We start from the raw sequence: 15,593 nt of genomic DNA, 5'->3' as shown, positions 1-15,593 counted from the left end.
GCAGACTATTTTTCCTTTTTTCGTCCGCTACCGGCCACATTAAAAGTCTGCGGCCCAATGATATTCCCTACGAAATTTTGCCCAATCTTGCCGTGGGTTTCAACGTGCGGAGTATTTCCTGCAGAAGATGTTGAGGGCGTTGGCATGCGCATGCCGCCAATCATTCCAAGAACACCAGCTCGTCCACGTGCATCTAGGTTCCGGAAACCAGAAACTAACTCGCTTTCATCTGCACTAAGTACAGCAGCTGAAACGCTGCCTGTCATCACATACCAAACGTCTACGCCAATTTCTAACAGCGCGCAGAGGTAGACAGCATCGGGAGAGCGCTCATCTTTTTCATACGAAATTTGAGCGCGTTTTTTGACCCCGCCAACCGCTGCGAAGTCGTCTTGGTTCATGCCCAGACGTTGACGCTCTTGCTTTAATCTTTCACCAAACATGCTCATACTCACATCTTTTTGTTGACTAGTGCGCTTTTGGACACTATAGTTACGCCATCCTGTAGCGATTACACATCATAACATTATGAAAAACGTATCCAATGCCAGGCGTACTGCCAAGGGCGTCACGACTAAGCCCCTTGGCGTCCGCCTGACGTCTGATGAAGTAGCCGAAGTCGAGGGCTACGCAGAGAAACTTGACCGGTCCCGCGCCTGGTTCCTCCGCTTCCTAATCCTACGCGGCCTCGCCGACTACAAGCGTGAACTCGCTTCCAAATCCATTCACTAAGGACAACGTCATGTACCCCGATGCAAAACGTATCCGCAGCCACCGCGTCATGCTGCGCCTCGATGACTATGAGCACCAGCTCGTTTCCTCGATCGCCAACTACCAGGGCGAAGAGCTTGCAGTGCTGGTGCGCCAGATCGTGATGCGTGAAGCCTTGGCCGTGATCGCCTTGGATGACGCCACCATCGACAGCGTACAGCGTCGCAGCGTTTAAACCGAGTCACTTTTGAGCAACTCTAAAGTTACAGAAAATGCCAGACCATCAAATTAACCTCAATGACGAAGAGCGCGCGGTGCTGGAACTTGTGCGCCAACGCCAGGGGCTGGCAAGTATCGATCAGGCGGCCGAATGGCTCGTCAAATCGCGCTTACGCATACAGTCGAAAAACATGACGGGTCGCGGTCGCGCCCTGTACCAAGTGGAAAGAAAGCTGAAATGAGAGTCATCGGCCTGCCCTGCCCGCATTGCGAATACACCGTCCGCGCCGTCAAGAGCCGCACGATGTCCGCCATGTTCAAGGAAATCACCTACATGTGCCAGAACCCCGAATGCGGGCACTCCTTCGTGGCAGGCCTGGAAGTACTGCGCACCCTTTCGCTGTCCGCCATGCCCAAGCCGGATATCCGCATCCCGATGTCCCAGCATGCGCGCACGGCGGCCACCAGCCAGCTAGCCCTGGACCTGACTGCGGGCTGCTGATGACTATCCCGATCCTCGCGCCGCCGTAACCCGGCCGCCGTATCTCCCCTCTTTTGCTGTGCCCTGCTGCGCTCCTTTTTGAGCGTGCGGGATTCGTTCAACCTGAAATAAGGAAAACCGATGGAAACCACGCTGCACGCCACCCCTCATGCCTGCATATCCATGGCATCAAACACGATCCGCCCGACCTTGCAAAATTGCATTGTCCCCGTGGCACCGACGTGTTTTCTGCTGCAAGCCAGCGCGGGCATCGGCATCGCGGCGCTGACCGCCCACATCCATGAGATTGCCAAGACCTATCACGCCTACGGCGCGGCCAATCTGACCTTCATCGTCAGCGATGCGCAGGCACTGGAGCGTGACGGCTTTTTCGCGCCAGCCAAACAACGCGCCCTGGTCGGCAAGCTGCCCATCGAGTTGAACTACATTTTCGCCAATGAAGCGGGTTCCCGGCACTGCTGCGGCGCATCGCACACGCTCCCGTACTGGGCAGAGCAATTTCTCAAGCCAGGGGCACGCTGATGCTGCGCCTAGCCAAAACCTGCGGCATCTGGCTGCTGACGCTCCTGATTGTCATTGCCCCCGGCGTGCTGCGGGCCATCGGCGCCATCAAGGACTGAACCATGCCGGCGTCCCTTATCGACAATCACCTGTCCTTCCAGCCTGCCGCCGAGATTCTGGCCGCGCGCGACAAGGCCATGCCGACGCCACCAGGCGCCGGGCATGCGCTGGCCGCCATCGCCGAAGCCAAGGCCCAGCTACGCAGCATCAAGCCGCGCAACCTGGCGCCCTTCATGGCCCAGGCGTGGGGATTGTCGCCGCGTGGCGCGCGCCGTTCCGTGCTGATCGCCGCCGGCATGGACGCCGACCGCTGGGAATCGCCCATCCATTCATTTACCGAGGAAGAGCGTATCGCACTGCGCGCCGCCACCTCTGCCGCTATCCGTGTGTACGAAAGACTGTTGAATGCAATCTAAACAAATCCTGCTGCCTGCCCCGCAACGCCACGAAGCCTTCTTGCGCTCCGCGCAGTTCGCGCCCGAGCTGGCCCGCATTCCCTACAAGTGGCGCAACCGCGTCATCACGGCCGCCATGGCCAAGATGGCCTGGTCGTCCTGGTACAAAATCTATGAGTCCATCGCCACCAGCTTTGTGCGCGAGTTCGCCGACCTGTACGTGCCGGCTGGCGTGGACCTGTCGCAGAGCGACGCCGACATCGTGGCCACCGCCGAACGCGCGGCGGCCGGCGTGACCAAAATGCTGTGGATGGCTGTGTCCGACACGCACGCCCTGCAGATCATGGAAGACGAATGTGCCTCGTATGGCATCGAGCTGCCCGAGTTCGACGCGCTGACCGACACCATCGCCCGCTTGGTGGATGCCCGCTGGTGGCGCCGGCAGTTGCGCAAGCGCGTCAAGCGCGCCTTCGAAGCGGGCAATATCCGCCTGGGCTATGTGAACTATCGCGCCGAACCCTACGCCAGCAACGACGCCGTGCTGTCGCGCCTGGCGCAGAACCGTCGCAACGCGGCAGCGCTGGCCGCCACCCTGGTGCAAAACGAGAACGGCCAGCAATTCAGTATCGCCGAGCTGGCCGAGAAAACGACCGCCAACAAAGCCATCCGGCGCGGCGAACTGATGTTGCGCATCAACGGCTTTGAGCAGATCGCCCGCGAGTGCGGCGACCAAGGCATTTTCATCACCTGGACGTGCCCATCGCGCTTCCACGCCATGCAGCACAGCGGCAAGCCAAACGACAAGTTCGACGGCTCCACGCCGCGCGAGGCCAATGCGTACCTGGGCAAGATGACATCGCTGTGCCGCTCCGCGCTGGCGCGCCGTGGCATAGGCCTGTACGGCTTTCGCATCGCAGAGCCGCATCACGATGGCTGCCCGCATTGGCATCTGCTGCTGTTTGTGCGCCCCACCGCGAAATACAAGACGGCCCACCTGCGGGACGTGGCCGGCCGCGCCATCCGCATCATGAAGCGCTACGCCTGGCGCGTGGACCGTGGAGAACCGGGCGCATTCGCGCGCCGCCTGGACGTGAAACGCATCGACTGGGCCAAGGGCAGCGCCGCCGGCTACATCGCCAAATATGTGGCCAAGAACATCGACGGCGTGGCCGAGCACAAGACGAAAGAAGGCTATCTCGTCACGGCCGACACCGAAGGCGATGTCGAGCTGACACCATCGGCGCGCGTGGAGTCCTGGGCTGCATGCTGGGGCATCCGCCAATTCCAGCAATGGGGCGGCGCACCCGTCACCGTGTGGCGCGAACTGCGCCGCATCGAAGAAAGCATGGTCAATGAAGCGCCGGCCGCCATGCGCCGCGCCTGGAATGCCGTGCAAAAGATCGACGGCGAAAAGCGCGCCTGCTGGGCCGAATACCTGCGCGCCCAGGGCGGCGCCCTGGTGCCGCGCAAGGAACTGGTCGTCACGCTGGCCAAGGACGAAAAAACCGTCATCGGCCGCTACGGCGAAACGCTGCGCACCACGCCCTACGGCGTGCGCTGCAGCGATCTGATCGGCGTGGTCTTCAAGTCCGTGCGCCATACGTGGACGCCCGTACAGGCCACAGGCGGGCGCGGGGTGGCTGTTGGGGTTGCCGTTCCTCGGACTCGTGTAAATAACTGTACGCACCCCGACCGCCCTGCCCCGGCCACGCCGCCAGCGGCGCCCGTGCCCGATCTGCCCGACGAGGCAAAAAGAGCGCTGATTGCCGCCTGGGCAGCCGTCAACGCCTGCCCGTATCCCCGGCTGATCGTCCACGACAACCCATCGCATGAAGGAGCTACCACATGAAAACCTTTGCCGTGATCGTTCGCACCCAAACCGAACGCTTTGAATTTTTTGATGACGCCGCGTCCAGCGGCGACGTGATCGACGCCGCCATCGACCGCTACGGCGTGTGCGGCGTTACCGCCAAACTGAAAGGAGCACCGCAATGCTGAACACCCTGACCAATTCGCCGCGGCAAATCGCCTTGGGCGACCGCGTGACATTCGATACCGATGAAGGCTACCAGGCCGGCACCGTCAACGACCTGCGCCGCGACGTGGGCAATGGCGAGCTGCATGCGTGGGTCGAGCTGGACCATCAGTGGCCGGGCATGTTCCGCGCGGTGCCGCTGGCTGCACTGGTGTCTATCAAGCCAGCCCAAACTGAAAACCAGCATCTGGCCATCAAAAGCAGCGCATGCGGTAAAACCAGCATGGCGCGCCAGTTCCACCAATGCAGCATCTGTATCACTGCGTGAGGGCGATGCAATGAATACTTACAGCACAAGATTTCTCGCAGCCTGCCCCAACAATGGCGAATACATCGTATATGACCTGGCAATCGATTCCACGACTGTCATCATGGTCGAGCACATCGTTACCGCGACCAGAATGATCCGGGCCGGCTATCACGAAGTTATCGCCGACGCACTGCACAAACAGTTCGGCGGTCGCCAAGTCTTGATGGCGCATCACCACGGCGTCGATATCAAGACCGTTCGGGGTGGTGCATGACGCAGCACTACCATGGCACGCCCATCACGCCGCGCAAGGTTCTGGCTCAGCTCAGGGGGCGTTCGTTCTGCATATCATTCGCTCGACCGGATGACGTGGAGTGGTGCCACGAAAATGGGCAAAGCAACATGCTCGACAATTCGGCATTTTCCATCTGGACGGAAAACATGAAGCGCAAGGCTCGTGGCGAAGCGATTGTCGAGATGGACGGTGCTTTCTGGCAGGGGTTCTACGCCTGGGCCGAACGCTGGCTGACCTATAAAACCACCTGGGCAGTTATCCCGGACGCGATCATGGGCAACGTCAGCGCTAACGACGCCCTCATTGCGCAGTGGCCGCATGGCCAGCGCGGTGCACCTGTTTGGCACATGCATGAGCCAGTGGATCGCCTCAAGCGCTTGTGTGACGAGTGGGAGCGTGTCTGCATAGGTTCGTCAGCACAGTTCCGTGTAGTTGGTGCTCAAAACTGGCATCACCGCATGACAGAAGCGATGAACGCGATATGCCAAACCGGCCGTGTGCCGACCTGGCTCCACATGCTGCGCGGAATGAATGCTGCGCGTTGGGGCTATCCATTCGCCAGCGTAGACAGCACCGACATTGCCCGCAACCACAACCGGAAAAACAATCCGCGCGAGATGGCCGAGATCTGGGATGGCATTCAATGTTCGCCGTTTTGGGATCGCAAGTACGTGCAGGCTGACCTCCTGTGTGCGGCATAAGACGTTCAAAACGAAAGAGAAAAATGGACCAATACAAAGAATTCTGCCGGCTGCGCGACTACCGCAAGCCAGGCGCAGAAGTACCGCAGTACACGGAGGCCGAAGCGTTCGCCTTGGCCACGAACAAATGCCAAGCATGCAGCCCCGCCACAAAGAAAGCGGCATCCAATGAATAACCTTTTTGATAATTCGATCCAGTCCGAAACACTGACTGTGGAAGAGCTGGAAACCATTTCAGGCTGCTGCCGGAAAGTGGATCAGATCAAATGGCTGCAGCAAAACGGCTGGACCTTCATCAAAAACCGGGCCGGCGCGCCCATCATCGGGCGCCTGTACGCCAGGTTGCGCTTGAGCGGCATCAATCCCGCCAGCCTGGTGAGCACGCCGGCCTGGGCGCCGGACCTGTCCAAAGTACGTTGATAGAATTGAAAGAAAACAATGCGACCTAAAAGCACTGGCTACAAACTGCCGCCGCGCATGCTGCGGCGCGTGCGCAAGCTGAAATCGGGCGAAACATGGACGGGCTACTACTACAACGGCCGGGACGACGCCGGGAAGCGGAAGGAATACCCACTGGGTACGGATCTGGTCGAGGCCAAGCGCCTGTGGGCGGAATATGAGTGCAAGCCAGTCCCGACCGACGCCACGCTCATGGAATACGTGTTTGCGCAGTACGTCCGAGACATACTGCCCGGCAAGGCGCCAAGCACGCAACGCGAAAACTCCAGCTCGTTGAGCCAGCTGCGCCCGGTCTTCGACAGCGCACCCATCGACGCCATCACGCCGCAGGACATAGCCCGCTACCGCGACGCGCGCAGCGCCAAGGTGCGCGCCAACCGCGAAATCGCGCTGCTGTCGCATGTGTTCAATATGGCAAGGGAATGGGGCTACACGAAGCGCGAGAACCCATGCAGGGGCGTGCGCAAAAATAAGGAGGTGCCGCGCGACTTCTATGCCGACAAGGCCGTGTGGGATGCGGTACGGAACGCCGGCTGTGAAGAGCTGCAGGACGCCATGGACCTGAACTACCTGACCGGCCAGCGGCCTGCGGACGTGCTCAAGATGCGCGACGGCGATTTGAAGGATGGGGCGTTGCAGGTGCGCCAGGGCAAGAGCAACAAGCTGCTGCGCATCGTGCTGGAGCACGACGGCATCAAGTCCGAACTGGCGAAGGTCATCGAGCGCATCCACGCGCGCCCGCACCGGCCGCGCACCACCTTCATCGTCGCGCTGCCGAATGGTTGCCAGGTCAAGAAGTGGCATTTGCGCCTGCGCTTCGATGGCGCCCGGAAAGCGGCAGCGGAACTGGCGCTAAAGGCTGGCGACGAAGAGCTGGCCAGCCGCATCAAAGCCTTCCAGTTCCGCGATATCCGCGCGCGCTCCGCCAGCGACATTGCCGACCTGGGCGCCGCCAGCTCCCTGCTGGGGCATAGTGAAAAAGTCATCACGGAAAAGGTCTATCGGCGCATTGGCCAGGCTGTCCGCCCTACCCGCTAGCGGCGAGTTGCGGAAACCATTTCCGCAAATTAGAGCTAAGTTGAAACTGAAGTTTTACATCAGGGATTTTCCAGGCGACAGCACAAAAAAAATAAGCCCTTGATAATCAAGGGCTTATTTCAATATTTCTGGCGGAAGCGGTGAGATTCGAACTCACGAACAGTGTAACCCGTCGCTAGTTTTCAAGACTAGTGCCTTCAACCACTCGGCCACGCTTCCAGATGGCAGCATTATACATAAAGGTCAGTGGCTTACCAATGGCTAGCACTCCCGTGGCCTTATTTCCCCCAGCGAAGAGGACAGGAGAACACCCACGGCTCTTCGCCTGTGGCTTCAATATCTGCGCTGACACACCAAAGCTAAGCCTACAGACCCCAATTTTCCCGCAGCGCCTTCTCGAACTCCACCGCTGGCAACGGCCGCGAGAACAGATAGCCTTGCACTTCGTCGCAGCCCGAACTCTTCAGGAAGGCCAGCTGCTCGGCCGTTTCCACGCCTTCCGCGATCACTTTATGGTGCAGTTGCTGGGCGATGCTGATGATGGTGCTGGCGATGGCGCAGTCGCTGGCGTCGGTCGGGATGCCGGTGGTGAAGGACCTGTCGATTTTTAACGTGTCGATGGGGAAGCGTTTCAAATAGGACAGGCTGGAATAACCGGTGCCGAAGTCGTCCAGCGACAGGGCCACGCCCAAGGCCGTGATGCGGTCCATGATGCCGATGACTCTCTCGATGTTGTGCATCAGGGTGCTTTCCGTGATTTCCAGCTCCAGCCAGGCCGCTTCCAGGCCGTAGCGGGCCAAGGTCGCCGCCACCCTGGCGGGCAAGGCTGCCGTGAATTCGCGGGCGGAGACGTTCACGGCCAGGCGGATCGGCGGCAGGCCGGCCAGTTTCCACGCCTGCGCCTGGGCGCAGGCCGCTTCCAGCACCCATTCGCCCACCTGCACCACCAGGCCCGTCGATTCGGCCAGGGGGATGAATTCGGCCGGCGGGATCATGCCGTGCTGCGGGTGGTGCCAGCGCACCAGCGCTTCGGCGCCGATGATGCGCCCGCTGCCCAACGCGTATTTCGGCTGGTAGTGCAGCAACAGTTGCTGCTCGGACAAAGCCTGGCGCAAGCCGGTTTCCAGGCGCATGCGCGCCTGCATGCCCAGGTTCATGTCCTGGCTGTAGAAGGCCACGCTTTCCGCTTCGCCGCCGCTGTCCTGCTTGGCACGGTACATGGCGATGTCGGCCAGGCGCAGCAGGGTTTCCGCATCCTGCCCGTCTTGCGGATACACGCTGATGCCGATGCTGGCGCCCACGCGCAAGTCGTGGCCTTCGATCAAAAACGGCTCCACCAGGGAAGCGAGCAGCTTTTGCGCCACCATGCTGGCCTCGAAATGCTGGCCGATGTCGAACAGGCCGACGGCGAACTCGTCTCCGCCCAGGCGCGCCACCAGGTCCTGGTCGCGCAAGGCATGGCGGAAACGCAGCGAGACTTGCCGCAGCAGTTCGTCGCCGATGCGCCGGCCCAGGGTGTCGTTGATCAGTTTAAAGCGGTTCAGGTCGATGAACAGCACGCAGCCGAGCATCTTGCTGCGCTGCGCCACGGAGAGGGCCTGGTCGACCAGCTTGGCCAGCAGGGTGCGGTTGGGCAGGCTGGTCAGCGGGTCGTAATAGGCCAGGTGGTGCAAGCGCTCTTCGGCCAGCTTGCGCTCGGTGATGTCCGTCAGGTAGGCGATGAGTCCGATGGGCTTGTCGTCCAGGTCTTGCAGCGGCGACAGGGACAGGCTGGCCCAGAAGATCTCGCCTGACTTCTTTCGGCGGCGCACCTCCATCAGGCGCCCTCCCTGCTCCAGGAAGGCGTCGTGGAAACCCGTGTCTTCGTCGTCGTACAGAAACAGGATGTTGCGCCCCACCGCTTCCACCGAGGTGTAGCCGAACAGGCGCTCAGCGCCCTTGTTCCAGCTGGTGATGTAGCCCGTCAAGTCCATCGTCAGCACGGATTCGTGCAACTGGTCGAGGATTTGCGTCTGCTGCGCCAGCAAGGCTTCCACTTGCGCGTAGGCGTGCGTGGAACGTTGCGCCAGCGAATGCACTTGCAAGACGCCCGCCGTCAGCGATGCCAGGCTGGCCAGGTGGCGGCGGTCGGCGTCGCTGTACAGACTGCGTCCCGCCACGCTGTAATGGCCGAAGCAATGGCCATCGAAACTGATTTCCTGCAGCAAGGCAGGCGTATCGCGGGGGAAAGGCGCGGGCGGAGCGCCGCCATCGGCGCTGGCCGCGGGCAGGAACTGGCCGTGCGGGCTGGCCATCACGGTGCTGGCGATACGGCCCAGCTCAGCGACCAGCGCGGGGCCGCGCAAACGCACGACGGCGTCGCACAGGGCGGCGCTATCACCAAGGAAATCCGACACCGGAAACAGGGTCATGCTAGAGGTTCCGGCTGACCTGGATCGCCCATTGGTAGGCCTGCAGCAGGCTGCGCCAATAGGTTTCTCCATCGATGCCGGCGCGGCGCAAGCCCTCGGGCGGCGGCGTGGCGCTTTCGACCAGCGCCAGCAAGGTGCCCAGCTCGCCATTGCGTTCGAGCAAGGCGACGCTCACTTCCGGCGCCAGGTTCAGGGTGGCGATGATCTCTTCCATCGGCATGCCCAGCAGGACGTCGAGCAGCGAGAACACACCCGCCATGAAGGCCAGGTCTTGCGCGTCGCGGTCGCCGCCGCGCAGCTGGCACAGCGCTTCCATCTGCGCCGCGCGCACGGCCGCCAGCGGCAGCAGCGCGTGGAGCTTGCCGTCGTCCTGTTGCCGCGCATACAGCAGCAGCTGCAGCCAGCGCTGCAGCTGGCGCCGGCCCAGCAAAGTGATGGCCTGGCTGAAACTGGTAATCGGCGCCGTGAAACCAAAGGCGGCTGAATTGACCAGTTTCAATAAATGATAGCTGAGCGATGGATCTTGCTTGAGCGGCACTTCCAGCTCGTGCGCGTCGGCATCGCGGGCCAGCAAGCCCAGCAGCGCCAGCAGGCGGCGCCGCGACGTGGCGTCTTCCGGCTCGCTTTGCTGGCGCGCATGGTGCAGGGCGTAGTCGCCGGCAAACCAGCTGATGCCAAGTTCTTGCAAGGCAACAAACTGCCCCGCGTCGGCGATGTTGTAGGCCAGGTGCGGCCCCGCCAGGGGCAGCAACTGGTGCAGGGCCGGGCGTGGGCCGGACGCGTCAAAGCTCAGCGCGCGCGCGTCGACTTGCGCCGCCGTCACGGGACCGGCTTCGGCCCCATCGAGGATGAGGCGATAGCCGGCATCGCGCCATTGCTGGCACTTTTTCTGGATATGTTTATCGCCGGCTAGATGGGCCGGCAAACGGAAGATGGTGCGTTGCGGCGCCAGTTGCGCCAGCACGGCCTCGTCCACGTCATGCGGGTCGGCCAGGGGAATGATGCAGTCGAGCGGCGCCAGGAAGGCATACGCATCGGCGGCGGCCAGCGCCGCCAGCAGCGGCGCCGTCGAGGCCTGCGGTACATGCAAGGTGACAGCGACCCACTCGTTATGAGCATTGGCCACTGCTTGCAATCCCACCAACGGAAACAGGTTTGATTCAGACGCTGACATCGGTATCTCAGTGTGGGTAGGGCGCCATAGTAAATAAACTGACCAGCATTGGCAACCCTGGCCCGTCAGGGATGCCATTTCGACAGCGAGAATCATTCTATCCGAATCTCACCTATGAAACAGTTTAATTTTGGCAATAAATATTCAAAAAGAACATTCCCCCGCGAGACCCGCCTGTCATGCGGGTGTGACAAAAACCCGGCACGGCGCGCGCCTGCTCAGGCGCTGCCGCCATGCGCGTGCTCGACCGCATATTTGATCAATTCAGCCTGCCCTTCGATGCCGAGCTTGCGCTTGATGTTCAGCCGGTGCGTCTCCACCGTGCGCACGCTCAGGACCAGCGCGCGGGCGATCTGTTTGTTCGACTGACCCCCGGCGATGTGCTGCAGCACCTGCTGCTCGCGCGTGGTGAGGAAGGAATCGTGGACTTGCGGGCGCGATAGCTGCCGCGCCAGCGCCGCGCTGTAATAAATGCCGCCTGACATCACCGTCTCGATGGCAAACACAATATCTTTACCAGGAGCATCTTTGAGCACATAGCCGCGCGCCCCGGCGGCGATGGCTTGCGACACATATTCAAGCTTGTCGTGCATGGACAGGATCAGCACGGCGATCTGCGGAAACGCCTGCTTGAACAGCGCCGTCGCTTCGATGCCGTTGATGCCGCGCATATTGATATCCATCAACACGAGGTCGACCTGGTGGAGGCGCGCCTGTGACAGCGCCTCATCGGCGCCGCCCGCCTCGGCCACCACGTCAAAATGCGCCACCGCTTCCAGGCGCGCGCGCAAGCCGTCGCGCACGAGGGGGTGGTCGTCCACCAGCAGGATGTTGATCTTCTCGCTCATGTCTCAGTATCTTCTCGGTATCTATTCATCAGTGTGTCGGTGGAAGGGCGAGCCGCGCCAGCACCAGGGTGCCGGCCGCAGACGAAGTGATGTGCAGGCTGCCGCCGATGGCTTCCATCCGTTCCGTCATGTTGCGCAGGCCGATGCCGCGCTGCGGATGCAGGGCGATGCCGTCGAAATCGAAGCCGCCGCCATTATCCTGGATGCGCAACTCGACGGCCTTGCCTGCCTCGTGCAGGCTCACTTCCACGCCGCGGGCATGGGCATGGCGCTCGCAATTGGTCAGCGCTTCCTGGGCGATGCGGAACAGCACGGTATTCACCATGTCGGGCAAGCCCTCGCCCGCCGCCGCCGGGCTGGCCGTGAAACTGGCTTGCGCGCTGCTGCTGTCGTTAAATTCATGCACCAGGTGGTCGAGCGCGGCGGCCAGGCCCAGGTCATCCAGAATGGCCGGGCGCAGGTTGTGCGAAATGCGCCGCACTTCGCCCAGCACCTTGTTCAGCTGCTCGGCGGCCCGTTCGAAGGTGGCGGGCGCCTTGTCTTTCTGCTCGGCATTGCCGGCCAGCCGCGCGATGCCCGCCTCGATCTGCAGTTTGATCGACACCAGCCACTGGCTAATGCCGTCATGCAAGTCGCGCGACAGCCGCGCCCGCTCCTCCTCCTGCGACTCGACCACGCGTTGCGCCAGCACTTTCAGCTTGGCGTCGGCCACGCGCAATTCGCGCAGGTTCAGCACGAGGCCGCAGGCGGCCACCAGCAGGGAACCGAGGATGGCGATGGCGGCGATCAGTTCCATGGTCGAGCGGATATTGCGCGATTGCTGGGCGTCGACCTTGGCCAGCGCCTGGTCCACGTCATCCATGTAGATGCCGGTACCCATCATCCAGCCCCACTCCGGCATCAGGATCACATAGCCGAGCTTGGGTGCGGACTTGTTGGTCGACGGCTTGATCCAGTTATAGCGCTCGAAGCCGCCGCCGCTCTGCGCCCGCTGCATCAAGCGCTGGATGGTGAGATTGCCTTCGGCGTCGCGCAATTGCCACAGATTCTGTCCCACCAGCTCGGGCTGGCGCGGATGCATCAGCGACTTGCCCTGCAAATCATAGATGAAGAAATAGCCATCGTCGCCATAGCTGAGGGCGGACAGGATGCGCTTGGCCTCCTCTTGCGTGGCGTCATCCTTGCGCCCCGACTGGTACAGGGAAGCGATGGAATGGCTGGCCAGGGTCACGTAATGCTTGAGTTCGGCCTCCTTGCTGGCCAAGTACGCTTGCTGGATGGTGGCGCGCTGCTGCTCGGCCAGGGTGATGGCTTGGTGCCGCACGGCAAACGCGATCGCGCACAGGGCGAGGATCAGCGGCGTGAGGGCCAGGAAGATGACTTTCTGTCTGAGTTTCATGTCCTGGCGCTCCGGCGGCGTCGATGCTGGTGGGAATGCGTGATTTTACGTCGCGGCATGGCGATCAGTCTGCGTAGTAATACTGAGCGTTACTGCGTAGTCGTGCGCTTGCGGCAATTATACGATTCCTGAATACTCGCCATAAGCTGCAGATACACCAATTCACACCCAAACTGGCGACGACCAGGCTCGGCAGCACACATCATCGCACGGCACAGCGCCCGTCAATCTCTGGAGGAAGCATGAACCGCATTTTCAAACAGCTCGGCTGGGCAGCGCTTGCGCTGGCAGGCGCCGGGTCCCTGGGCGTCGTCGCCCTGCAACGTGGCGAACCGATCAGCGCGATCTGGATCGTCATCGCCGCCGTCTGCGTCTACCTGATCGCCTACCGTTTCTACAGCCTGTTCATCGCCGACAAGGTGCTGGGCCTGGATGCCCGCCGCATGACGCCTGCGTTCAAGCACAACGATGGCCTCGACCACGTGCCGACCAACAAATATGTGCTGTTCGGCCACCATTTCGCGGCGATTGCCGGCGCCGGCCCCCTGGTCGGCCCCGTGCTGGCCGCGCAGATGGGCTATCTGCCCGGCATGCTGTGGATCTTGGCGGGCGTGGTGTTTGCGGGCGCCGTGCAGGATTTCATCGTGCTGTTCATTTCCATGCGCCGCGATGGCCGCTCGCTGGGCGACCTGATCAAGGCTGAACTGGGCGAAATTCCCGGCATGATCGCCTTGCTCGGCTGCTTCATGATCATGGTCATCATCCTGGCCGTGCTGGCCTTGATCGTCGTCAAGGCGCTGACGGGTTCCCCATGGGGCAGCTTCACCGTGATGGCGACGATCCCCATCGCCCTGTTCATGGGCGTGTACTCGCGCTTCATCCGCGTGGGCCGCATCGGCGAGATTTCCATCATCGGCTTCGTGCTGCTGATGCTGGCCATCATCGGCGGCCAGTACGTGCAGGAACACGCCGTGCTCGGTCCGATGTTCACGTTCACGGGAACGGAACTGACGTGGATGCTGATCGGCTACGGCTTCATCGCTTCCGTGCTGCCCGTGTGGCTGCTGCTGGCGCCGCGCGACTACCTGTCTACTTTTCTCAAAATCGGCACCATCCTGGGCCTGGCCATCGGCATCATCGTCGTCGCGCCGTACCTGAAAATGCCGGCCATGACCAAGTTCATCGACGGCTCCGGCCCTGTCTGGTCGGGCAATCTGTTCCCCTTCCTGTTCATCACGATTGCCTGCGGCGCCGTCTCCGGCTTCCACGCGCTGATTTCCTCGGGCACCACGCCGAAGATGATTGAAAACGAAAGCCACGCCCGCTTCATCGGCTATGGCGCCATGCTGATGGAATCGTTTGTTGCCATCATGGCCCTGGTGGCCGCCTCGACCATCGAGCCAGGCATCTATTTCGCCATGAACAGCCCGGCCGCCCTGATCGGCACCACGGCCGAGTCCGCCGCCCAGGCAATCTCGCAGTGGGGCTTCTATGTGACGCCGGAAATGCTGACACAGACGGCCAAGGACGTTGGCGAGCACAGCATCATCTCGCGCGCCGGCGGCGCACCGACCCTGGCCGTCGGCATGGCGCAGATCCTCTCCGGCGCCATCGGCGGCAAGGCCATGATGGCTTTCTGGTACCACTTCGCCATCCTGTTCGAAGCGCTGTTCATCCTGACGGCCGTCGATGCGGGCACGCGTGCCGGCCGCTTCATGCTGCAAGACTTGCTGGGCAGCTTCGTGCCTAGCCTGAAAAAAACGGAAAACGTCATCGCCAACCTGCTGGCCACGGGCCTGTGCGTGGCGGCCTGGGGCTACTTCCTGTACCAGGGCGTGGTCGATCCATTGGGCGGCATCAACACCCTGTGGCCACTGTTCGGCATCGCCAACCAGATGCTGGCCGCGATCGCGCTGATCCTCGGCACCTGCGTGCTGTTCAAGATGAAGCGTGGCCAGTACGCATGGGTCACCATCACGCCGACCATCTGGCTGCTGCTGTGCACCCTGACGGCGGGCTGGCAAAAGATTTTCGACGCCAATCCGCGCGTCGGCTTCCTCGCGCACGCCAAGAAATACTCGGCGGCACTCGATGAAGGCACCCTGCTGGCGCCAGCCAAGTCGGTGGCGCAGATGCAGCAGATCATCTTCAACGATTACCTGGACGCCGGTCTGGCCGCCTTCTTCGTCATCGTCGTCGTCAGCGTGCTGTTCTTCGGCGTCCGCACGATTTTGAAGGCGCGCGCCGACAGCAAGCCTAGCACCAAGGAAACGCCGTTCCAGGCCATGCCCACGGTGCAATGATGATCGACGAAATCATCAAGGCTGGACGGTATCTGGGGCAAAGCATGCGGCTCATGTGCGGCTTGCCCGAGTACGACACCTATGTGGCGCACCGGGAAGTGACCCATCCCGGCGAGCCGATGATGACGTATGAAGAGTTTTTCCGCGAACGGCAGGAAGCGCGTTATGGCGGCGCGGGAAAACGCGGAGGGTGTTGCTAATGTAAGTACTGGGGTCAGATCCGCCGGGTCTGACCCCATTGTTGCGCCCTCGTTGTTTCATCTTCAGTAAGTTCCCCTCCCCTCTCTTCCCT

At 61.8% G+C, this 15,593-nt stretch carries 19 protein-coding genes and 1 tRNA gene; 14 read left to right on the top strand and 6 right to left on the bottom strand.

Annotated elements, in window-relative coordinates; all coding sequences use genetic code 11:
* Positions 1-5: 5 nt before the first annotated feature.
* Positions 6-449 (bottom strand): helix-turn-helix domain-containing protein, encoded by a 444-nt coding sequence (locus tag AC3IQ7_RS09550; protein ID WP_083292451.1) that lies wholly within the window; start codon positions 447-449, stop codon positions 6-8.
* 293 nt (positions 450-742) lie between these two features.
* Here AC3IQ7_RS09550 and AC3IQ7_RS09545 point away from each other — a divergent pair, with 293 nt between their 5' ends.
* From AC3IQ7_RS09545 to AC3IQ7_RS09490, 12 genes are all read left to right on the top strand, one after another.
* Positions 743-946, top strand: coding sequence for a hypothetical protein (locus tag AC3IQ7_RS09545; RefSeq protein WP_035820909.1), 204 nt, complete (start codon positions 743-745; stop codon positions 944-946).
* Positions 947-983: 37 nt separating this feature from the next.
* Complete coding sequence (locus AC3IQ7_RS09540) at positions 984-1,172, top strand: hypothetical protein (RefSeq protein ID WP_046682347.1); 189 nt, start codon at positions 984-986, stop codon at positions 1,170-1,172.
* Entirely contained in the window at positions 1,169-1,432 is a 264-nt protein-coding gene (locus AC3IQ7_RS09535) for an Ogr/Delta-like zinc finger protein (protein ID WP_070300963.1), read from the top strand. Before AC3IQ7_RS09540 ends, AC3IQ7_RS09535 begins: the two co-directional genes overlap by 4 nt.
* A 120-nt stretch (positions 1,433-1,552) precedes the next feature.
* Entirely contained in the window at positions 1,553-1,954 is a 402-nt protein-coding gene (locus AC3IQ7_RS09530; protein WP_070300961.1) for a hypothetical protein, read from the top strand.
* A 101-nt stretch (positions 1,955-2,055) separates the two neighbouring features.
* Positions 2,056-2,409 (top strand): hypothetical protein, encoded by a 354-nt coding sequence (locus AC3IQ7_RS09525; RefSeq protein ID WP_489209189.1) that lies wholly within the window; start codon positions 2,056-2,058, stop codon positions 2,407-2,409.
* On the top strand, positions 2,399-4,237 hold the full coding sequence (locus AC3IQ7_RS09520) for a replication endonuclease (RefSeq protein WP_489209187.1): 1,839 nt from the start codon (positions 2,399-2,401) through the stop codon (positions 4,235-4,237). Before AC3IQ7_RS09525 ends, AC3IQ7_RS09520 begins: the two co-directional genes overlap by 11 nt.
* Positions 4,234-4,386, top strand: coding sequence for a hypothetical protein (locus AC3IQ7_RS09515; RefSeq protein ID WP_175445254.1), 153 nt, complete (start codon positions 4,234-4,236; stop codon positions 4,384-4,386). The genes AC3IQ7_RS09520 and AC3IQ7_RS09515 overlap by 4 nt, the downstream gene beginning before the upstream one ends.
* Positions 4,380-4,691, top strand: coding sequence for a hypothetical protein (locus AC3IQ7_RS09510; RefSeq protein ID WP_489209185.1), 312 nt, complete (start codon positions 4,380-4,382; stop codon positions 4,689-4,691). Before AC3IQ7_RS09515 ends, AC3IQ7_RS09510 begins: the two co-directional genes overlap by 7 nt.
* 10 nt (positions 4,692-4,701) lie before the next feature.
* Positions 4,702-4,947, top strand: a complete 246-nt coding sequence (locus AC3IQ7_RS09505; RefSeq protein WP_489209183.1) for a hypothetical protein — start codon at positions 4,702-4,704, stop codon at positions 4,945-4,947.
* Positions 4,944-5,669 (top strand): hypothetical protein, encoded by a 726-nt coding sequence (locus AC3IQ7_RS09500; protein ID WP_489209182.1) that lies wholly within the window; start codon positions 4,944-4,946, stop codon positions 5,667-5,669. Before AC3IQ7_RS09505 ends, AC3IQ7_RS09500 begins: the two co-directional genes overlap by 4 nt.
* Before the next feature lie 168 nt (positions 5,670-5,837).
* Entirely contained in the window at positions 5,838-6,089 is a 252-nt protein-coding gene (locus tag AC3IQ7_RS09495) for a DUF4224 domain-containing protein (protein WP_489209180.1), read from the top strand.
* An 18-nt stretch (positions 6,090-6,107) separates the two neighbouring features.
* Positions 6,108-7,166 carry a tyrosine-type recombinase/integrase gene (locus tag AC3IQ7_RS09490; RefSeq protein ID WP_489209178.1) on the top strand — a complete coding sequence of 353 codons (1,059 nt, stop codon included), beginning with the start codon at positions 6,108-6,110 and terminating at the stop codon, positions 7,164-7,166.
* A gap of 129 nt (positions 7,167-7,295) precedes the next feature.
* Here AC3IQ7_RS09490 and AC3IQ7_RS09485 read toward each other — a convergent pair.
* From AC3IQ7_RS09485 to AC3IQ7_RS09465, 5 genes are all read right to left on the bottom strand, one after another.
* Positions 7,296-7,385, bottom strand: a tRNA-Ser gene (locus AC3IQ7_RS09485).
* 146 nt (positions 7,386-7,531) lie between these two features.
* Entirely contained in the window at positions 7,532-9,577 is a 2,046-nt protein-coding gene (locus AC3IQ7_RS09480; protein WP_489209176.1) for a putative bifunctional diguanylate cyclase/phosphodiesterase, read from the bottom strand.
* A 1-nt stretch (position 9,578) separates the two neighbouring features.
* Positions 9,579-10,703 carry an EAL and HDOD domain-containing protein gene (locus AC3IQ7_RS09475; RefSeq protein WP_324847603.1) on the bottom strand — a complete coding sequence of 375 codons (1,125 nt, stop codon included), beginning with the start codon at positions 10,701-10,703 and terminating at the stop codon, positions 9,579-9,581.
* A 266-nt stretch (positions 10,704-10,969) separates the two neighbouring features.
* A complete protein-coding gene (locus AC3IQ7_RS09470; RefSeq protein WP_489209173.1) occupies positions 10,970-11,599 on the bottom strand; it encodes a response regulator transcription factor in 630 nt (209 codons plus the stop codon).
* A 28-nt stretch (positions 11,600-11,627) separates the two neighbouring features.
* Complete coding sequence (locus tag AC3IQ7_RS09465; RefSeq protein WP_099380307.1) at positions 11,628-12,998, bottom strand: cache domain-containing protein; 1,371 nt, start codon at positions 12,996-12,998, stop codon at positions 11,628-11,630.
* 242 nt (positions 12,999-13,240) lie between these two features.
* On the opposite strand from AC3IQ7_RS09465, the gene AC3IQ7_RS09460 reads away from it, so the two are divergent.
* A complete protein-coding gene (locus tag AC3IQ7_RS09460) occupies positions 13,241-15,301 on the top strand; it encodes a carbon starvation CstA family protein (RefSeq protein ID WP_099380306.1) in 2,061 nt (686 codons plus the stop codon).
* Positions 15,301-15,501, top strand: a complete 201-nt coding sequence (locus AC3IQ7_RS09455; RefSeq protein ID WP_010396213.1) for a YbdD/YjiX family protein — start codon at positions 15,301-15,303, stop codon at positions 15,499-15,501. Before AC3IQ7_RS09460 ends, AC3IQ7_RS09455 begins: the two co-directional genes overlap by 1 nt.
* The last annotated feature ends 92 nt before the right edge of the window (positions 15,502-15,593 follow it).

This window comes from Janthinobacterium sp. GL_088 (assembly GCF_057837845.1).
The sequence above is the reverse complement of the archived record's forward strand: the minus strand, read 5'-3'. Positions and strand labels throughout refer to the sequence as shown.